At 64.0% G+C, this 15,803-nt stretch carries 16 protein-coding genes; 3 read left to right on the top strand and 13 right to left on the bottom strand.

Going from position 1 to position 15,803, the window contains the following annotated elements; all coding sequences use genetic code 11:
• Nucleotides 1-4: 4 nt before the first annotated feature.
• Both ACR30Z_RS15650 and ACR30Z_RS15645 read left to right on the top strand, forming a co-directional pair.
• A complete protein-coding gene (locus ACR30Z_RS15650; protein WP_434373441.1) occupies nt 5-433 on the top strand; it encodes a heat shock protein transcriptional repressor HspR in 429 nt (142 codons plus the stop codon).
• The gene (locus ACR30Z_RS15645) at nt 430-1,140 is read left to right on the top strand and encodes an HAD family hydrolase (RefSeq protein WP_434373439.1); all 711 of its coding nucleotides are present in this window, start codon (nt 430-432) and stop codon (nt 1,138-1,140) included. The genes ACR30Z_RS15650 and ACR30Z_RS15645 overlap by 4 nt, the downstream gene beginning before the upstream one ends.
• A 7-nt stretch (nt 1,141-1,147) precedes the next feature.
• On the opposite strand, the gene ACR30Z_RS15640 is transcribed toward ACR30Z_RS15645, so the two are convergent.
• Genes ACR30Z_RS15640 through ACR30Z_RS15580 form a run of 13 tightly spaced genes read right to left on the bottom strand, consistent with a single transcriptional unit; the run spans nt 1,148 to nt 13,764 of the window.
• Nucleotides 1,148-2,062, bottom strand: coding sequence for a MurR/RpiR family transcriptional regulator (locus ACR30Z_RS15640; protein ID WP_434373438.1), 915 nt, complete (start codon nt 2,060-2,062; stop codon nt 1,148-1,150).
• A 15-nt stretch (nt 2,063-2,077) separates the two neighbouring features.
• Nucleotides 2,078-3,034, bottom strand: coding sequence for a phosphoglycerate dehydrogenase (locus ACR30Z_RS15635; RefSeq protein ID WP_434373436.1), 957 nt, complete (start codon nt 3,032-3,034; stop codon nt 2,078-2,080).
• A gap of 5 nt (nt 3,035-3,039) precedes the next feature.
• A complete protein-coding gene (locus ACR30Z_RS15630) occupies nt 3,040-3,666 on the bottom strand; it encodes a glucose-6-phosphate isomerase (protein WP_434373434.1) in 627 nt (208 codons plus the stop codon).
• Nucleotides 3,663-4,622, bottom strand: coding sequence for a shikimate dehydrogenase family protein (locus ACR30Z_RS15625; protein ID WP_434373432.1), 960 nt, complete (start codon nt 4,620-4,622; stop codon nt 3,663-3,665). Before ACR30Z_RS15625 ends, ACR30Z_RS15630 begins: the two co-directional genes overlap by 4 nt.
• A 35-nt stretch (nt 4,623-4,657) precedes the next feature.
• Nucleotides 4,658-6,157 (bottom strand): glycerol kinase GlpK, encoded by a 1,500-nt coding sequence (gene glpK, locus ACR30Z_RS15620; RefSeq protein ID WP_434373431.1) that lies wholly within the window; start codon nt 6,155-6,157, stop codon nt 4,658-4,660.
• Between the two features lie 44 nt (nt 6,158-6,201).
• Nucleotides 6,202-7,251, bottom strand: a complete 1,050-nt coding sequence (locus tag ACR30Z_RS15615) for a zinc-dependent dehydrogenase (protein ID WP_434373429.1) — start codon at nt 7,249-7,251, stop codon at nt 6,202-6,204.
• Nucleotides 7,248-8,315, bottom strand: a complete 1,068-nt coding sequence (locus tag ACR30Z_RS15610) for a galactitol-1-phosphate 5-dehydrogenase (RefSeq protein WP_434373427.1) — start codon at nt 8,313-8,315, stop codon at nt 7,248-7,250. Before ACR30Z_RS15610 ends, ACR30Z_RS15615 begins: the two co-directional genes overlap by 4 nt.
• Nucleotides 8,316-8,321: 6 nt before the next feature.
• Nucleotides 8,322-9,161, bottom strand: a complete 840-nt coding sequence (locus tag ACR30Z_RS15605; RefSeq protein ID WP_434373425.1) for an SDR family oxidoreductase — start codon at nt 9,159-9,161, stop codon at nt 8,322-8,324.
• 46 nt (nt 9,162-9,207) lie between these two features.
• Nucleotides 9,208-9,849, bottom strand: coding sequence for a bifunctional 4-hydroxy-2-oxoglutarate aldolase/2-dehydro-3-deoxy-phosphogluconate aldolase (eda, locus tag ACR30Z_RS15600; protein ID WP_434373424.1), 642 nt, complete (start codon nt 9,847-9,849; stop codon nt 9,208-9,210).
• Between the two features lies 1 nt (nt 9,850).
• Nucleotides 9,851-10,750, bottom strand: coding sequence for an MBL fold metallo-hydrolase (locus ACR30Z_RS15595; RefSeq protein WP_434373423.1), 900 nt, complete (start codon nt 10,748-10,750; stop codon nt 9,851-9,853).
• Nucleotides 10,747-11,589 carry an ATP-binding cassette domain-containing protein gene (locus ACR30Z_RS15590; protein ID WP_434373422.1) on the bottom strand — a complete coding sequence of 281 codons (843 nt, stop codon included), beginning with the start codon at nt 11,587-11,589 and terminating at the stop codon, nt 10,747-10,749. Before ACR30Z_RS15590 ends, ACR30Z_RS15595 begins: the two co-directional genes overlap by 4 nt.
• A complete protein-coding gene (locus ACR30Z_RS15585) occupies nt 11,586-12,665 on the bottom strand; it encodes an ABC transporter permease (RefSeq protein ID WP_377664373.1) in 1,080 nt (359 codons plus the stop codon). Before ACR30Z_RS15585 ends, ACR30Z_RS15590 begins: the two co-directional genes overlap by 4 nt.
• Before the next feature lie 46 nt (nt 12,666-12,711).
• Nucleotides 12,712-13,764, bottom strand: coding sequence for a substrate-binding domain-containing protein (locus ACR30Z_RS15580; protein WP_434373420.1), 1,053 nt, complete (start codon nt 13,762-13,764; stop codon nt 12,712-12,714).
• A 136-nt stretch (nt 13,765-13,900) separates the two neighbouring features.
• Here ACR30Z_RS15580 and glmS point away from each other — a divergent pair, with 136 nt between their 5' ends.
• Nucleotides 13,901-15,802: a glutamine--fructose-6-phosphate transaminase (isomerizing) gene (glmS, locus tag ACR30Z_RS15575; RefSeq protein WP_434373419.1), complete on the top strand. Its 1,902-nt coding sequence runs from the start codon at nt 13,901-13,903 to the stop codon at nt 15,800-15,802.
• Nucleotide 15,803: the final 1 nt, after the last annotated feature.

The following is a 15,803-nucleotide window of genomic DNA, read 5'->3' as shown; positions in this document are numbered from 1 at the left end:
GGCCATGGGCATCGACGTCAACCAGCCGATCTTTGTCATCTCCGTTGCTGCGGAGCTTGCCGACATGCATCCGCAGACGTTGCGCCAGTACGACCGCCTGGGCATCGTCTCGCCCAGCCGTGCGCCCGGCAAGTCCCGCCGCTACTCCCAGAACGACGTCAACAAGCTGCGGGAGGTCCAGCGCCTCTCGCAGTCCGGCGTCTCGCTGGAGGGCATCAAGCGCATCCTCGACCTTGAAAACCAGGTCGCCGCGCTGCAGTACCGCGTGGCTGAACTGACGGAGGAGCTCACACGCCGCCGTACGCCAGTGGACGCCCGCATCTTTGCTGCGGGAGCCGCGGGCGACGTCGTCAGCCTGTCCCGCGGGCAACGGCCCCGGGCACGATCGCAGGCTGTTGTGGTGTGGCGTCCGCGGGCGGGGGAAGGCCGATGATCCCTGCGCCAACCCGGCTGGAGAAGTCCGCAGGCGTTCCGTCCGCCTTGATGGATGTATTCGGTTCGTGGCGTCCGCAAGCAGTCGTTTTCGACTGCGATGGGCTGTTGATGGACACGGAATCTCTCTGGGTGCAGACGCAGCGCATTGTGTGTGAGGACCTCGGCGTGCATTTCGATGCAGACCTCCAACACCAACTGGTGGGCTTACCTGCCAGCCGCATTGGCCCGTTGATGGCCGAACGCTCCGGGACGGACCCCGACGCGGCCATCACACGACTACTCGATGTGAATGAACGCCTGGTTAGTGAATCCGGTCGGCCGATGCCCGGCGCCCGCGAGCTCGTGACAATCCTTGGGGCAAAGGTTCCCCTCGCTGTTGCGAGCAACTCTGCGCGACGCATCCTGGATGTGGCTTTGGGCCGGGGTGGTTTCGACAGCGGGTTCGCCGCCACGGTGTCCTCGGACGATGTGCCTCGTCCCAAGCCGGCGCCGGATATCTATCTGGCTGCCGCTGCCGCCGTTGGCTCCCGTCCCGAAAATTGTCTGGTCTTCGAAGATTCCGAGGCCGGTGCCTCAGCGGCCGTTGCGGCCGGAATGAAAGTCGTTGCAGTGCCCCAAACGGCAAGCCAACGGCCGCTGGCCCATGCCCTCTGCGATTCGCTGGAATCCGTTGAGTTGCTGGCATGGGTAACGGCTTGGAAGTAAAGAAGGGCTAAGAGTCCGGTGTGCTCCGGCGCGACTGCCGGATACTGCTCTGGTAGGTGTCCTTGAGCGTCTTGACGGTGGCGTCGTAGTGACGCGTGGCGAAGGCGGCGTACAGGATGTCGATGACAAGGAGCTGGCCCCATTTGCTGGTCACGGACTCACCGTAGAGTTCGCCGCCGCTGGGAACCGTGGCCGTGAACAGGGCGATGTCCGCGTGCTCAAGCAGCGGTGATCCTTCCGTTCCGGTGATGGCCAGGGTTGCTGCGCCGCGTTGCTGTGCCAGGTGAAGTGCCTCGATGATGGGCGTGCTTTGGCCGGAGTCGCTGATGCCAATGAGGAGGTCGCCCGGGGCAAGGATGGTAGCCAACATGACCTGGATGGTGGTGTCCCGGTACAGCATGCATTTCTTCCCGGCGCGGGTGAAGCGCATCACCGCTTCTTCGGCGGCGATGCTGGAGGATCCCATGCAGCAGAAAACCAGCGTGTTGGCGGCGTCGATCATGTCTACTGCGCTCTGGATGGTTTCCACGTCCTGGCGCTGGCCCGTACGCCGCAGAGACTGAATGCTGCTGCGCTCTACCTTGCCCACGATGTCCGCAGGAGTGTCTCCTCGGTTGACGCCCTCGTACACGACATCCGAGGCCGCCGTTTGCTCCTGTGTGGCCGCCTTGGAGATGAACGTAGCTTCGGCCAGTCCCAGCAGCAGCGACTTGTAGCCGTCCACGCCGAGTTCGCGCACAAAGCGGGACACCGTTGACTCACCCACTCCAGCGGCCAGAGCCAGTTCGGTGATGGTCATGGCCTGTGCCTGCTCCGGAGATTTCAGCACGGCCTCTGCCACAAGACGGAGCGACGGCGGGAGGTAGGGCAACCGCGCCGAAATTCGGTGCAGCAGTCCGCCGTCGGTAAAGGTCTCCGTCATGTGGCAGTCTCCGGTCTATTGCTGAGTGGCCAGGGCCTGAAGCAGGTTGTCCACGGCCGCCCAGGTGGCTCGGTCAACGCTTTCCCCAGTGTATCCACCGATATGCGGTGTCGCGACGACGTTGGGATGCAGCACCAACGCTGTGGGCCCCGGCGGTTCGGTGGCGAAGACATCCGTGGCTAGGAATGCCACCTGCCCGGAGTCCAGCGCTGCCAACACCGACGCGTCGTCCACCAGGGAGGACCTTGCCGTGTTGACGATTCCGGTGCCCGGCTGCAGCAATCCAATGGTTGCGGGGCGGATGACCGGCTCCTCGGCGGGAGGCATGTGCAGGGAGATGATGTTGCTGGATCCCAGTACTTCCTCCAGTGTTTCCCAGGAGAAATCATCGGACGGACGGAATGATTCGAGCGGGTACGCATCGAAGGCGAGGACCTTCATGCCCAGTCCCAATGCCATGGTGGCAACCCGGCGTCCGATCTGCCCGCAGCCCACGAGCCCCAGCGTGAGGCCGGAAATTTCCCGGCCCGGACGCCGTGCCCACTGGCCTGCCTTGAGCTGGTGGTCGTGCCACGGGATGCCACGCACCGCGGAGAGCATGAGGGCTATGGCGAGTTCGGCAACGCCCTGGGAGTTCGCGCCGGGAGCGGTGAGGACGCTGATGCCTTGCCGTTTGGCGGCGTCGACGTCGATCGAATCGATCCCAACGCCGTTGCGGGAGATTGCCTTCAGCTCAGGGAACTCGGATAGGAACGAGCCGCTGAGGTGTTCCGTCCCGGCGATGTAGCCCACGCAGCCGGGAAGGGCGCTGCGGAGCTGCTGTTCGTTGGGCACCGCACCCGGGGCGGGATACACGACGTCGTATCCCGCCTTTTCCAGTCGGCGCAAGGCGGGGTGACCCCCGTCCGAAATGGAACGGGGGGTCACCGCAATCCGGCGGGTGCCGCCGTCGTGCGTTGTCTTCGGTGACATCGCTGTCAGGCCTGCCAGCGCGGGTTGTCGATGAACTCCGGCCTGCCGTCGCGCTCGACGCAGAGCTTGCGGAAGCCCTTGGTCTCGATGGTGCCGTAATCGTGGCCGGCATGGCCGGGGAAGGCGAAGAAGGTCACCAAGGGTTCGGTGTCGGAGATGTTGATGCTGCGGTGGGCGTAGCGACGGGGAACGTACACGGCCTGTCCCGGGGTAAATTCGGCAGCCTGCCAATCACCTTCCGGGTTTTCCATGAGCATGTAGCCGCGGCCGCTGAGGCAGTAGTAGATTTCGGCCGTGTCCAGGACCTCGTGGAAGTGGCCCTTGGTCATGTAGTACTCGTCGCCCACTTTGCCCGGGTAGGTGATGCTGGTCCCGTAGGCCACATCTCCAGGCGTGGACGGGACGCCCATATCGAAGAATTCGTAGACAATGACGTCGTCGTCGGCCACCTGGGCGGCCGCGGCAGCCTGGTCGACGTACATGTCGGCCATGGCCGAGAGCCGGCGCTGAAGCGGTGCCTTGGTGGCGGACAACCCCGTGGTGACGTCGAAGTCGGTGAGGACGGCCTGGACAGTGGTTTCTGCTGGCGTCGTAGTTTCAGCGGGGTTGGTTTCGGTGGGGGTGGTGCTCATTTGGAGATCTCCTTCTTGGAAACGTTCAATGCGATATCGGACAGGCGGTCGAAGGCCGGTCCGCGGGTAGGAATGTCGATGCCGAAGACGTCGGCGATCACGCGGGTCCAGCCGTGGAGGAAGTAGACCCAGCCGTCTTCGACGCGGACGTTGAGCCCGGTCTGCTGGGCGCGTGCCTGGTCCAGGAAGACCAAGTCGCCGCGGTAGTTGAAGTCCCAGGCGATGGCGTTGGCCGGGAACACCACGTTGTCCGTGAGGGGCGAGCCTGGCCGGTCCTTCCCCAGTCCTGTGGCGTTGATGATGACGGACCCCGGCGCGGCCGCAGCCACCACAGAATCGTTTTCCGCCACGTCAGCCACCTGGACGTAAGTAAGGGGGAGGGTGCTGCCAAGGCCCCTATGCATGGCCTGCATTTCCTCCAGCCGACTGATCCGGCGGTTGGTCACCGTAATCTTCGCGGGGACGGGGAGTCCGGCCGAAGCGCGTTTGTGCAGGTAGTACGTCAGGGCAAGCGAAGAACCTCCGGCACCCAGCAGGACCAGTTCCGCGGCAGAATCCAGCCAGTAGTCGTCAGGGACGATCGCTTCCAACGACAGGCCGCTGGTCACGGCGTCCATGGCGTTTCCCCACAGCTGTCCGTCCTTTTTGCTGATGCTGCTGATTTCGTGCAGCACTTGGGCGTCTTCCCCGAAACCGTCAAAGTCCTCGCGGGCTGCGCTGACGATGTCCAGCTTGTGGGTGGTGACCAAGGAGCCAAGGGACAGCGGATCGGACTTCAGGAACCGGACAACTTCCTGGTATTCGGCGTCCGGTGCCCCGGGCGAAAGATCGATTCCCTTCAGGACTGCGGCGAGTCCCAGTTCCTCGGCCCATGCCGGGAAGACGCGCATGATGGACGACTGGTTAGTGGTGACACCAATGAAGTACATGGTGGGTTCAGTGGCGGGCAGCAACATAGTGGTGCTCTCCTAAGGTGTTGAAAGTGGATGGACTAGTGCTCTTCCCAATCGGAGGCACGGGCAACAGCGCGTTGCCAGCCGGAGTACAACTTCTGCCGCTTCTCTTCAGCCATGTCCGGAACGAATTCCCGGTCCAGGGCGAAAGTTTCACGCAGCTGTTCTTTGGTGCTCCACATCCCGCAGGCCAGTCCTGCAAGAAGGGCGGCACCCCTGGCAGTTGACTCCACCTGCCGGGGCCGGAGGACCCGGACGTTGAGCATGTCGGCTTGGAACTGCATGAGGAAGTTGTTCCGGACCGCCCCGCCATCAACCCGGATCTCCGAGACGGGAATGCCCGCATCGGTCTCCATGCAGTTGATGACGTCCTTGATCTGGAAGGCGATGGACTCGAGGGTGGCCCGGATAATGTGGTTGCGGCTCGATCCCCGGGTGAGGCCCAGGATTGCTCCGCGCGCGTACGGATCCCAATACGGCGCGGCCAGCCCGGTGAAGGCCGGTACCACGTAGACCCCTCCGGAGTCCTCAACGTGCATTGCTGCGTACTCGCTGTCCGCGGAGTCGTAGATGACGCGGAGTTCATCGCGGAGCCACTGGATGGAGGCGGCAGCAACGAAAATGAGTCCTTCGAGGGCGTACTCCACCTTCCCATCCAGGCCCCACGCGATGGTGGTCAGCATCCCGTTGGCCGAGCTCACCGGAGTATCGCCGGTGTGCATGACCAGGCTGGCGCCCGTCCCGTACGTTGCCTTGACCATGCTCCGGTCAAAGCAAGCCTGGCCGAACAACGCAGCCTGCTGGTCACCAACCGCGGACGCCACGGGAATCCGGGCACCGGCGAAGATCCCATCGCAGGTGTGTCCGTAGACTTCGCTGCTGGGCCGGACCTGTGGAAGCAATATCCGCGGTACCCCCAATTCGTCCAGCAGTTTGTCGTCCCAGTCCAGGGTGTTGATGTTGAAGAGCATGGTCCGGGCCGCGTTGGAGTAATCCGTGACATGGGCCTTGCCACCGGTGAGGTTCCAGATCAGCCAGCTGTCCACCGTGCCGAAGGCCAGTTCGCCGGCCTCCGCACGGGCACGAGCCCCAGGAACGTTGTCCAGGATCCAGGCGATCTTGGTACCAGAGAAGTAGGCATCCACCACCAAACCCGTAGTGGAGCGAACATGCTCCTCGAAGCCCTTCTCCTTCAGCTCGTCGCACCGGCCTGCGGTCCGACGGTCCTGCCAGACGATGGCGTTCATGATGGGCTTGCCTGTGCCCCGGTCCCAGATGACGGTGGTTTCACGCTGGTTGGTGACACCGATAGCGCTGATGTCCCGGGGATCGATTCCCGCGGCCTCCGTAGCGCGCCGGGCCACAGCGAGCTGGGTATTCCAGATCTCGATGGGGTCGTGTTCCACCCAACCCGGCTTGGGGTAGATCTGGGTGAACTCCTGGCTGGCTTCACCTACGATCTCAAGATCCTGGCTGTAGAGGATTGATCTGATTCCAGTGGTGCCGGAATCGAGTGCCATGATGTACTTCTTCGTCATCAGATGTCCGTTTCTGCGTGCGCTGTGCCCGGGCGGGCTGCGCTTCACTTCGAGTCGAAAAGGATCATGGCTTTCATGCCGGCGCCCGATCCTGCGTAGTCCATGGCCTTGTCGATGTCATCAAGTGTGAAGGTCTCGGTGACCAGTGGCGAGAGGTTCAACCGGCCCTGTCCAACCAGCCGCAAAGACGCAGCGTAGTCGGAGTTGCTGGACCCGGTAGTCCCCGTCAACGTGAGGCCCTGGTAATGGACCCTGTTAGTGTCCACCGGAACCCGTTGGGCCTTGCCCAGGCCGGCGAAGAAGTTCACCCGCCCATGCATCGCCAGCAGATCCACTGCCTCCGCCTGAACCTCCGGCTTGGAAACGCAGGTCAGCGCCACGTCCACGCCCTTGCCGGAAGTCTCCTCGCCAACCACGGCAGCCAACTCGCGCTCGCCGAGGTTCACCAGGACATCGGCTCCCACCGAACCGGCGAAGTCGAGCCGTGCCTGCCGGTTGTTGGACACGATGACTTTGGCGGCACCATACAACTTGGACAGCATCACATGGCAGGCGCCAATGGGTCCGGCGCCCATGACAAGGACAGTGGACTCCGGCCCGATGGCCAGTTTGCTGATCGCGTTGTAGCAGCAGGACAGGGGCTCCACCAAGGCGGCCTCGGCGTAGTCCACGGTGTCCGGCAGGTGGAACACGTTGCCCCGTTCGATGGCGAAGCGGGGGATGAGCACGTATTCCTGGAATCCGCCGTCCATGGTGATGCCGAACGCCTCGTAGGAAGGGCACATGTTGTTCAGGCCCACCAGGCAGCTTTGGCACCGCCCGCAGCCGACGTTGGGAGTGACGCTGACCCTGTCGCCCACTGCGTAGCCGGCGACTTCAGCCCCGGCGGAAACGATGTCGCCGGCGAACTCGTGGCCGAGCACCCGCGGTGTTCCTTCCGGGAGCTTGAAGTGGCCGTTGGCGGCGATCCGGCGATCCGTGCCGCAAATGGACGCCGCGCGGACCTTGATGACGATGTCACCGGGCCCTCCAACCGGGCGTTCAACCTCGTCCACCGTGATGGTTCCGGCCGAGTGGAGCCTTGCCGCTTTCACTGGGCACGCACCTCCGCCCGGGCTTCCTCTGCAACGGCGAACAGCACCTTGTTGTACCAAATGGAGCGGTCCGTGAGCTGGCGGAAAACCCCGGGAGCGTCCTCCAGCGGGCGAACGTGGCTGATGAGTTCCTCCACTTTCAGGTCTTTGCCCAGATGCGCAATAACCATGTCCCATTCACTGTGGCCCTTGGGCGTCACCTTGGCGTTCCAGGTTCCGTACAAGCGCAGTTCCCGGCGGAGCAGCGAGGACACCTCGGCCTTGGCCAGCTGGAGGTCGCCGCTGAGGTCGCCCAGCAGGACCACCTGGCCTTGGACCGAAGCTGCGTCGATGGCTTGCACCAGCGCCTTGGAGTTGCCGGTGGCTTCCACTGTGATCTGTGGTCCCCATCCGTCCGTGGCGGCCCGGGCGAGCTGGGCGGTATCTCCGGTCTTGGCATCGAGGGTTTCGAAGCCCAGCCCGGACATGATCTCCAGCTTTTGGTCATCGATGTCTGCCACCAGGACCCGCGAACACCCGAGGATGCGCAGCCATTGGGCGGCCAATGCCCCGATGGGCCCTGCCCCGATCACCAAGGCGGTGGCGTGGGTAGGGATGTCCAGCTTGAGCATGGCGTGCAGGGCGACACCCGCAGGCTCCACCATGGCGGCGTGAGTAAGCGGGGTGTGGTTGGGAACCCGGAAGATGCTCTTTTCCGGTACCCACATCCGCTCGGACATGGCGCCGTGCCGGCGGGAGCCAAAGTAGTCGTAACCGGTTCCCAGCGCGTGCTCGCCGATTTCGGACATTGGATCCCCGTGCTGGTGCAGCAGCGGGAACACCGCGGCGCGGTCCCCGGGCTTGAGCCCGGAACCGGCGGGAGCTTCTTCCACGATCGCCGAGAACTCGTGGCCGAGGACCAGCGGATAGTGGTACGCCTTGCCGTGTCCGAAGCGGAGCACGTCAGAACCGCAGACCCCGACGGCGCCGACCCTCACCAGGACCGGATTCTCGCCTACCGGTTCGGGATCCGGAATGTCCCCGTATTCCAGGTCATTGAGTCCATTGAGAATGGCAGCCTTCATGACGGCTTAGACCTCCATGCCGTAGCGGTGTGCCTTGTGGGTGGGGTAGAGGGCGATCTGCGGGATGGTGACATCCGGGGTGCGGGTGGCCACGTACAGGGTGATTTCAGCGACGTTGTCCACCTCGATGCAGCTCGCGTGGATGCCTTCTTCGATTTCCTTCTTGTCCAGCCACCCGTCGATGTAGGCGGGGACGTCGCCGTCGTAAAGGCCTTTGTCGATGATTTCGGTCATGGGGGTCTTGACGTGCGACGGGTTGATGACCGTCACGCCGATCTTCTTGTCCTTGCCTTCGAGCAGGATGTTCTTGCTGAAGCCCATGAGGCCGTGCTTTGAAGCGCGGTAAGGGCTGTGGCCGGGGCCGGAGGCGACACGTGCGGAGGAGGAGCCCATGTTGATGATGCGGCCACCGTTTTCCTGCTTCTCCATGATGCGGAAAGCTTCGCGGCACATCAGGAAGACTGCTGTCAGGTTGGGCGTCATGGTCTTGTTCCACTCGTCCAGGGTGACGTCGACCACCGGCGGGGCGAGGGAGTCGCGTCCTGCGCTGTTGACCAGGAGGTCCACGCTGCCCCAGTTGCTCTTGGCCCAGGCGAACAGGTCGATGACGGACTGCTCATCGGTGACGTCGGCCAGGATGGAGTGCACTTCTCCCCGGCCGTAGCCGCGGATGCTGGCTGTGACCTTGTCCAGGCGCTCCTCGTCGATGTCCACCAGCAGGACCTTGCTTTCGTTGGCTGCGAAGATGCGTGCCACGGCCTCGCCGATGCCGGAGGCTGCGCCGCTGATGATGGCGACCTTGCCGGTCAGGGCCACGCCGTTCTCCGGGACGTATGTTTCACTCATTTGTGGTTCTCCTTGTATTAGGTGGTTTTGATGGGTTCGGTGGCCGTCAAACGGACGCCACAGAGGGGGATGCGAGGCTTACCGCCTGGCTGGCTTTGTTGCGGATCTCATCCCAGCGCTGGCCGGCGATGTCCGCCTTGGTGGCGATCCACGATCCGCCGCAGGCTGCCACGGTTGGCACCTGAAGCCAGGAGGCAACAGTGTGGGCCGTGATTCCGCCGGTCGGCATGAAGGCAACGTCCGGGTAGGGTGCGGCGAATGCCTTCACGAGCGGTAGCCCGCCCACTGCCTCTGCCGGGAAGAGTTTCAGCAGCCGTAGGCCGAACGCCCGGGCCGCCTCGATCTCGGTGGGTGAGGTGACGCCCGGAATGATTGGTACCCCGGCCCGGCGGGCGCGTTCCACTACCGCGGCATTGAGGCCGGGTGAGACCAGGAAGTGCGCACCGGCGTCGACGGCTGCGTCCACATCGGCCTCGGAGAGGACGGTACCGGCACCCACCAGCAGTCCTGGTACTCCCTGGACCATGCGGGCGATCGCCGCCGCAGCCGCCGGAGTCCTGAACGTGACTTCGGCGACCGGCAGTCCGGCCTCCACCAAGGTGCGTCCCAGCGGGACGGCGTTGCCGGGGTCGGCGATTTCGATCACTGGAACAACCCGCAGCTGCCGGAGGGCGTGTTCGAGGTCCATGTCAGTTTCCTTTCAGCTGTGCGGCGGGCTGTCGGGCGGGCTCGATGACATAGCACCGGCCCACGTGGGGGAGGGTCAACTGCAGTTCGCCGGCCACCTCGGCAAGTTCCCGGGCGGCTTCTTCGCGTGGCACGGTATTGAAGTCGAACAGCCCGAAGTGATGGCCAACGACGGCGGGAATCGCCGCCTGCTGGCACAGGGCTGCCGCTTCGCGCGCCGTGAAGTTGCCGGGTACGCCGTTCTTCAGCCTGCGGCTGTCCCGTCCATTGATGGGAAGCAGAGCCAGGTTCACGCCGTAGTTGCGGAGCAGTTCGGCCTGGCCGTCGTACGGCACACAGTCGCCGGAGTGGTAGATCCGGACCCCGGCGATTTCCAGGATGTAGCCCAGGAAGACGGAGTCCCCGTTGGCGTCGAATTCGAGTTCCTCATGCGCGGCGGGAACTGCGGTGACCGTGACGCCGTCGCCAAGTTCTATACGGTCCCCGGCGGTGAGAGCCTGGAGCCGGTCCTCGGGGATGTGCCGGTCCAAGGCCACCTGCCGTCGGGCCCTGGGCGCCACGAACAGGGGACGGTTCTGCTGCTGCAGGGCCTTCACCGTCTCCGGGTCCAGATGGTCCGTGTGGGCGTGGGTGTGCAGGACAGTATCAACTCCCCTTACGGCAGCGGGATCCACCGGCACAGGCTGGAGCCGGGTGTGCGGAAACACCGTCCCCGCGTACTTGCGGGCCAAGCTGTCCGAAAGATACGGGTCAATGAGGATGCGGCGGCCGGCATATTCAAAGGCGAACCCCGCTTGGCCCAACCACCAGAAGCGGAGGTCGCCGTCGGCGTCGGGCGCCTCGGTGAGATGTCCGACGTCGGGACCGTCACCGTCCGCACGGACCGTCCACACTTCGCTCATCGGACAGCCAATCGAGCGGGGACGGCCTCGGGATCGTGTTCGGAAGGCGGTGCCTGGGCGCCGGTCATCAAGGAGACGGCATCGTTCATGGTGATATCGGTTTTCTGGACGCACGCGATCCGGCGGCCGAGCCGCTGGACATGGATCCTGTCCGCAACCTCGAATACGTGAGGCATGTCGTGGCTGATCAGGATCACCGGGATGCCGCGGTCACGGATCCCCGCAATGAGGTCCAGGACCTTGCCGGATTCCTTGACGCCCAAGGCGGCCGTAGGTTCGTCCATGATGATCACCCGGCTGCCAAACGCCGCAGCACGGGCCACGGCCACTCCTTGGCGCTGTCCGCCGGAGAGCGTCTCCACAGCCTGGCCGATGTTCTGGATGGTCAGCAGGCCGAGGTCGCCCATGATCCGGGCCGTTTCCTTGTGCATGGTCTTGTGGTCCAGCATCCGCAGGCCCCAGCCCAGCGGGCCGGGCTTCCGGATCTCGCGGCCCAGGAAAAGGTTCGCAGCGATGTCCCGGGCCGGAGCCAAGGCCAGGTGCTGGTACACCGTTTCGATTCCGGCGGAGCGGGCATCCAACGGAGAGCGGAACTTCTGCGTCACGCCATCCACCTGGATCTCGCCCTCGTCCGGGATCAGGGCACCGGACAGTGCCTTGATCAACGAGGATTTGCCTGCGCCGTTGTCACCGATGACGGCCAGGACTTCACCGGGGTAGAGCGTGAGGTCCGCGCCGGCGAGGGCCGTGACGTGGCCGTAGCGCTTGACGAGGTTCTGCGCCCGAAGGATGGGCTGAATTGTGGGAACCGTATTGGTTGAAGTTGGGTTGGTGGTCATCCTGCGACCTTTCGAGTCCACTGGTCCAGTCCGACTGCGACGATGACCAGAACGCCTGTGGTGAATACCTGCCAGAGGACATCGACGCCGGCCAACGTCAGGCCGTTGCTGAAGACTCCGATGATCAAGGCGCCCAACAGGGTGCCCAGTACATTGCCGCGGCCGCCAAACAAGCTGGTGCCGCCGATGACCACTGCAGTGATGCTGGCCAGGTTCACTCCTTCGCCGGAGAACGGGCTGACGGAGCCTACCCGGCCGATCAGGAGCCATCCGGCAATGGCGCAAATGACGCCGGCTACGACATAGACGCTCAACAGGACACGCGTGGTCCGGATGCCGCTGAGCCTGGCCCCTTCAGCGTTGTCACCCACCGCGTAGATATGCTCGCCCCACGCGGTGCGCTTGAGGATGAAGGCAACGGCGATGAAGCTCAGCAGGACCAGGATGGAGCCGTACGTAACCGGAGCCCCGAGTACCTTGAAGGTTTCGCCCGGCCAAAGGAGCAGGTCCGGCAGGACGTTGGCCTTGATCGTCTGGCTGCCTGACGCCAGGAGGTTCAGGGCGGTGAAGATGCTCAACGTTCCCAAGGTGGAGATGAAGGGCGGGACGCGGAAGCGGGTCACCAGGACGCCGTTGAGGAAACCGCAGGCGGCGCCGGTAGCCAGGGCAATCAGCAGGGCCAGGACGGCAGGTACTCCCGCCTCGGCCGCCAACTTTCCGGAGATGACCGTGGTGAAGACCATCACCGCGGCCACCGAAAGGTCAATGCCGCTGGTCAGGATGATCAACGTCTGTGCGATGCCCACCATGCCGATGATCTGCACCTGTTGGAGGATGAGCGAAACGTTGAGGGGATCGATGAACCGGGGTCCCACCATGGCGGTGAACACCACGCAGGCGAGGATCAGGACTGCTGTCGGCCCGAGGAGGGGGTGGGCGTGCATTTGGCGCTGGACCCGCCCGAGGAAAGGAACGGGAGGCTGATCGTCCAGGCGCTCGCCGACCCTACGTTGGGCGGGGGCGTCGGGGGTCTTGGCCGGCGCAGGGGCGCCGGTGGTCGCGGATACTGACTTCATTGTGTGTACCTTCGCTGTTCAATGAACGGTGGTCTGGGTGCCGGGCCTAGCCCCAGCAGTTGCCCAGGCCCCAGGTAGTGGGTTCAGAGGGGACGCCCGGAGCCGCTTTGTCGGTGATCAGGGTGACGCCGGTATTGGTGAAATCAAGGCCGTCGGTTGTGGTCGGCTTGGTTCCGTCCTTCAAATAGGCGCTGATGGCTTGGAGCGCATCTCCGGCCATCTTGATCGGGAACTGCATGGAGGTGGCACCGATGGTTCCGGCCTTGACGTCGTTGACGCCCGGGCAGCCGCCGTCGATGGAAACTACTGTGACTTGGCCTTCCAAGCCCGCGGCCTTGATGGAGGAGTACGCTCCCGCTGCCGCCGGTTCGTTGATGGTGTAGACGAGATTGATGGTGCGGTCCCGCTGCAGGAGCTTCTCCATGGCCGCGCGCCCGCCGGCCTCGTTGGCGTTGGTGACCTCGTGCCCCACGATCCTGGGGTCCTTCTCGTCACCGATCTTGTTCTTGTCGGCGATGTCCACGCCGAATCCCTGCAGGAATCCTTGGTTGCGCTGCACGTCCACTGCCACTTGGGCGGGGCTGAGGTCAAGCATGGCGATCCGCGCGGGTGTATTGGCGAACTGGGCAGCCGCCCACTGGCCGATCAGCACCCCGGCCTGGAAGTTGTCCGTGGCAAAGGTTGCGTCGGCAGCATCCGCCGGGTTGGTGGGGGAGTCGAGGACCGCTACGAACACGCCGGCGTCCCGTGCCTTCTTGATGGCAGGGAGGATGGCTTCGGAATCGGACGGGGCGATCATGATGCCCTTCGCGCCGCGTGCAACCAGGTTCTCGATTGCTTTGACTTGGGAGTCGTTGTCGCTCTGGCCCTGGCCGGAGAGTGCCTGGAGCTCGAAGCCCAGTTCCGCGGCCTTCTTTTCGGCGCCCTCGCGCATCTTGACGTAATACGGGTTGTCGTCGGTCTTGGTGATGAGCCCAACGAGTGGCTTGGAGTCGGCTGCGGACGGGGAACAAGCAGCCAATCCGGCCGTAAGGCCAGCGGCTGCGAGGAAGGCTGCTGCCTTGATGGTCATTCCACGCCGTTGTGTACGAGCGGTCATTTTCGAGGCCTTTCTGTCGAGAGGAGTCTCTCTGCTGAACTTCGGGGAGGGTGGTGTTGATCACAACGATAGCAGGAATTTTCCACCAATCAATATCTCTTGGAAGAAATTTCCAAAAACGGCTAGGCTGGCAACCATGTGTGGAATCGTTGGATACGTCGGCCCGGCCGACTCACTGGAAACTCACCGCGAACGTGCGCTCGATGTAGTGCTGGGTGGCTTGCGCCGCCTGGAATACAGGGGCTACGACTCAGCGGGCATCGCCGTTCATTCGGCTGGTCGCGTCCATGTCAGGAAGAAGGCGGGCAAGCTGGCCAAACTGGCTGACTCGCTCCTCGCCGAGCCGCTCGCGCAAGGTGAGGTGGCGATTGGCCACACCCGATGGGCCACCCATGGGGCGCCCACGGATGCGAATGCACACCCCCATCTGGCGGACCAGGGAAGGCTGGCCGTGATCCACAATGGCATCATTGAGAATTCCGCTCCGCTGCGCCAATCACTACAGGGCAACGGGCACAAGTTCGCGTCGCAGACAGACACGGAAGTGGCCGCCGCGCTGCTGGCACAGGCCTACCGTGCCGCCGTCGAAAATGGCGGGCCCGAAGTGGCTGGCGAAGCACTCGCTGTCGCAATGCGGCACGCCTGTCGGGAGCTGGAAGGCTCCTTCACCTTGCTGGCCGTGCACGCGGATCACCCCGGCGTAGTGGTAGCCGCGCGGCGAAACTCGCCACTGGTGATTGGGATCGGCGACGGCGAGAATTTCCTTGGTTCGGACGTCTCGGCTTTCGCCGAGTTCACCACGCGTGCCGTTGAACTCGGGCAGGACCAGGTTGTCAGCGTAACCGCCGACCACGTCACTGTGACCGACTTCCTGGGCGCGCCCGCTGAGACGGCGGAGTTCGCCGTGACGTGGGATCCCGAAGCAGCATCCAAGGGCGGGCATGCATCGTTCATGGCCAAGGAGATGATGGAGCAGCCCGAAGCGGTCCGGCGGACTATTCAGGACAGGATCGGCGTGGACGGTTCTGTCCGACTGGACGGGCTTGGCATCGACGACGGGACCCTGGACGGCATCCGGAAGTTGGTCATTGTTGCGTGCGGAACCGCGTCCTACGGCGGGCAGATCGCCAAGTACGCGATTGAACGCTGGTGCCGGATTCCCGTCGAGGTGGATCTTGCCCATGAGTTCCGATACCGCACTCCCATGCTGGATTCCCGAACGCTTGTGGTGGCCATTTCGCAGTCCGGAGAGACCATGGACACCTTGATGGCAGTCCGCTACGCCCGCGAGCAAGGCGCTGTGGTCCTGTCCATCTGCAACACGGTGGGCTCCACCATTCCCCGCGAATCGAACGGCGTCCTCCACACCCTGGCCGGGCCGGAAATTGCGGTTGCTTCCACCAAGGCATTCCTTGCCCAGGTCACGGCCAACCTGCTCCTTGCGCTCTACTTGGCGCAACTGCGCGGTTCCTCGCTCCAAGCGGAAACCCGGGAGGTGGCCCAGGAGCTGCGGCGGATTCCGGACCTCATTCAGCGCACACTGGACGGGGCTGCGCGGATCGACGCGCTGGCCGCCGAGCTGCGGGATACGCAATCCGTGCTCTTCATCGGCCGGCATGTTGGATTCCCTGTTGCCATGGAAGGTGCGCTGAAGCTCAAGGAACTCGCGTACATCCATGCCGAGGGCTTTGCGGCAGGCGAGCTCAAGCATGGTGCTATTGCGCTGATCGACCATGGCCAGCCGGTGATTGTCGTGGTGCCATCACCCCAGCACAGCAGCCTCCTGCATTCCAAGGTCATGTCCACCATCCAGGAGGTCAAGGCCCGCGGCGGACGCGTTATCGCAGTCGCCGAAGAGGGGGATGGTGTCGCGCGGTACTGGGCTGACGACGTCGTCAGTGTTCCGGAGTCGTCGTCACTGGTTGCGCCACTGCTGACAACGGTTCCCCTCCAGTTGTTCGCTGCAGCACTTGCCGGCGAAAAGGGACTCGACGTTGACCAGCCCCGGAACCTGGCCAAGTCCGTAACCGTGGAATAGT

The organism is Paenarthrobacter sp. FR1 (genome assembly GCF_051106045.1).
Classification (GTDB): domain Bacteria; phylum Actinomycetota; class Actinomycetes; order Actinomycetales; family Micrococcaceae; genus Arthrobacter; species Arthrobacter nitroguajacolicus_A.
Note: the sequence above shows the minus strand (reverse complement) of the source record. Positions and strands in the feature narration are given on the sequence as shown.

Bases quoted from the DNA above. Each gene is read 5' to 3' on its own strand.
- ACR30Z_RS15650 (WP_434373441.1), top strand. From the start codon at position 5: ATGGGCATCGACGTCAACCAGCCGATCTTTGTCATCTCCGTTGCTGCG.
- ACR30Z_RS15645 (WP_434373439.1), top strand. From the start codon at position 430: ATGATCCCTGCGCCAACCCGGCTGGAGAAGTCCGCAGGCGTTCCGTCC.
- ACR30Z_RS15640 (WP_434373438.1), bottom strand. From the start codon at position 2,062: ATGACGGAGACCTTTACCGACGGCGGACTGCTGCACCGAATTTCGGCG.
- ACR30Z_RS15635 (WP_434373436.1), bottom strand. From the start codon at position 3,034: ATGTCACCGAAGACAACGCACGACGGCGGCACCCGCCGGATTGCGGTG.
- ACR30Z_RS15630 (WP_434373434.1), bottom strand. From the start codon at position 3,666: ATGAGCACCACCCCCACCGAAACCAACCCCGCTGAAACTACGACGCCA.
- ACR30Z_RS15625 (WP_434373432.1), bottom strand. From the start codon at position 4,622: ATGTTGCTGCCCGCCACTGAACCCACCATGTACTTCATTGGTGTCACC.
- glpK (WP_434373431.1), bottom strand. From the start codon at position 6,157: ATGACGAAGAAGTACATCATGGCACTCGATTCCGGCACCACTGGAATC.
- ACR30Z_RS15610 (WP_434373427.1), bottom strand. From the start codon at position 8,315: ATGAAGGCTGCCATTCTCAATGGACTCAATGACCTGGAATACGGGGAC.
- ACR30Z_RS15605 (WP_434373425.1), bottom strand. From the start codon at position 9,161: ATGAGTGAAACATACGTCCCGGAGAACGGCGTGGCCCTGACCGGCAAG.
- eda (WP_434373424.1), bottom strand. From the start codon at position 9,849: ATGGACCTCGAACACGCCCTCCGGCAGCTGCGGGTTGTTCCAGTGATC.
- ACR30Z_RS15595 (WP_434373423.1), bottom strand. From the start codon at position 10,750: ATGAGCGAAGTGTGGACGGTCCGTGCGGACGGTGACGGTCCCGACGTC.
- ACR30Z_RS15590 (WP_434373422.1), bottom strand. From the start codon at position 11,589: ATGACCACCAACCCAACTTCAACCAATACGGTTCCCACAATTCAGCCC.
- ACR30Z_RS15585 (WP_377664373.1), bottom strand. From the start codon at position 12,665: ATGAAGTCAGTATCCGCGACCACCGGCGCCCCTGCGCCGGCCAAGACC.
- ACR30Z_RS15580 (WP_434373420.1), bottom strand. From the start codon at position 13,764: ATGACCGCTCGTACACAACGGCGTGGAATGACCATCAAGGCAGCAGCC.
- glmS (WP_434373419.1), top strand. From the start codon at position 13,901: ATGTGTGGAATCGTTGGATACGTCGGCCCGGCCGACTCACTGGAAACT.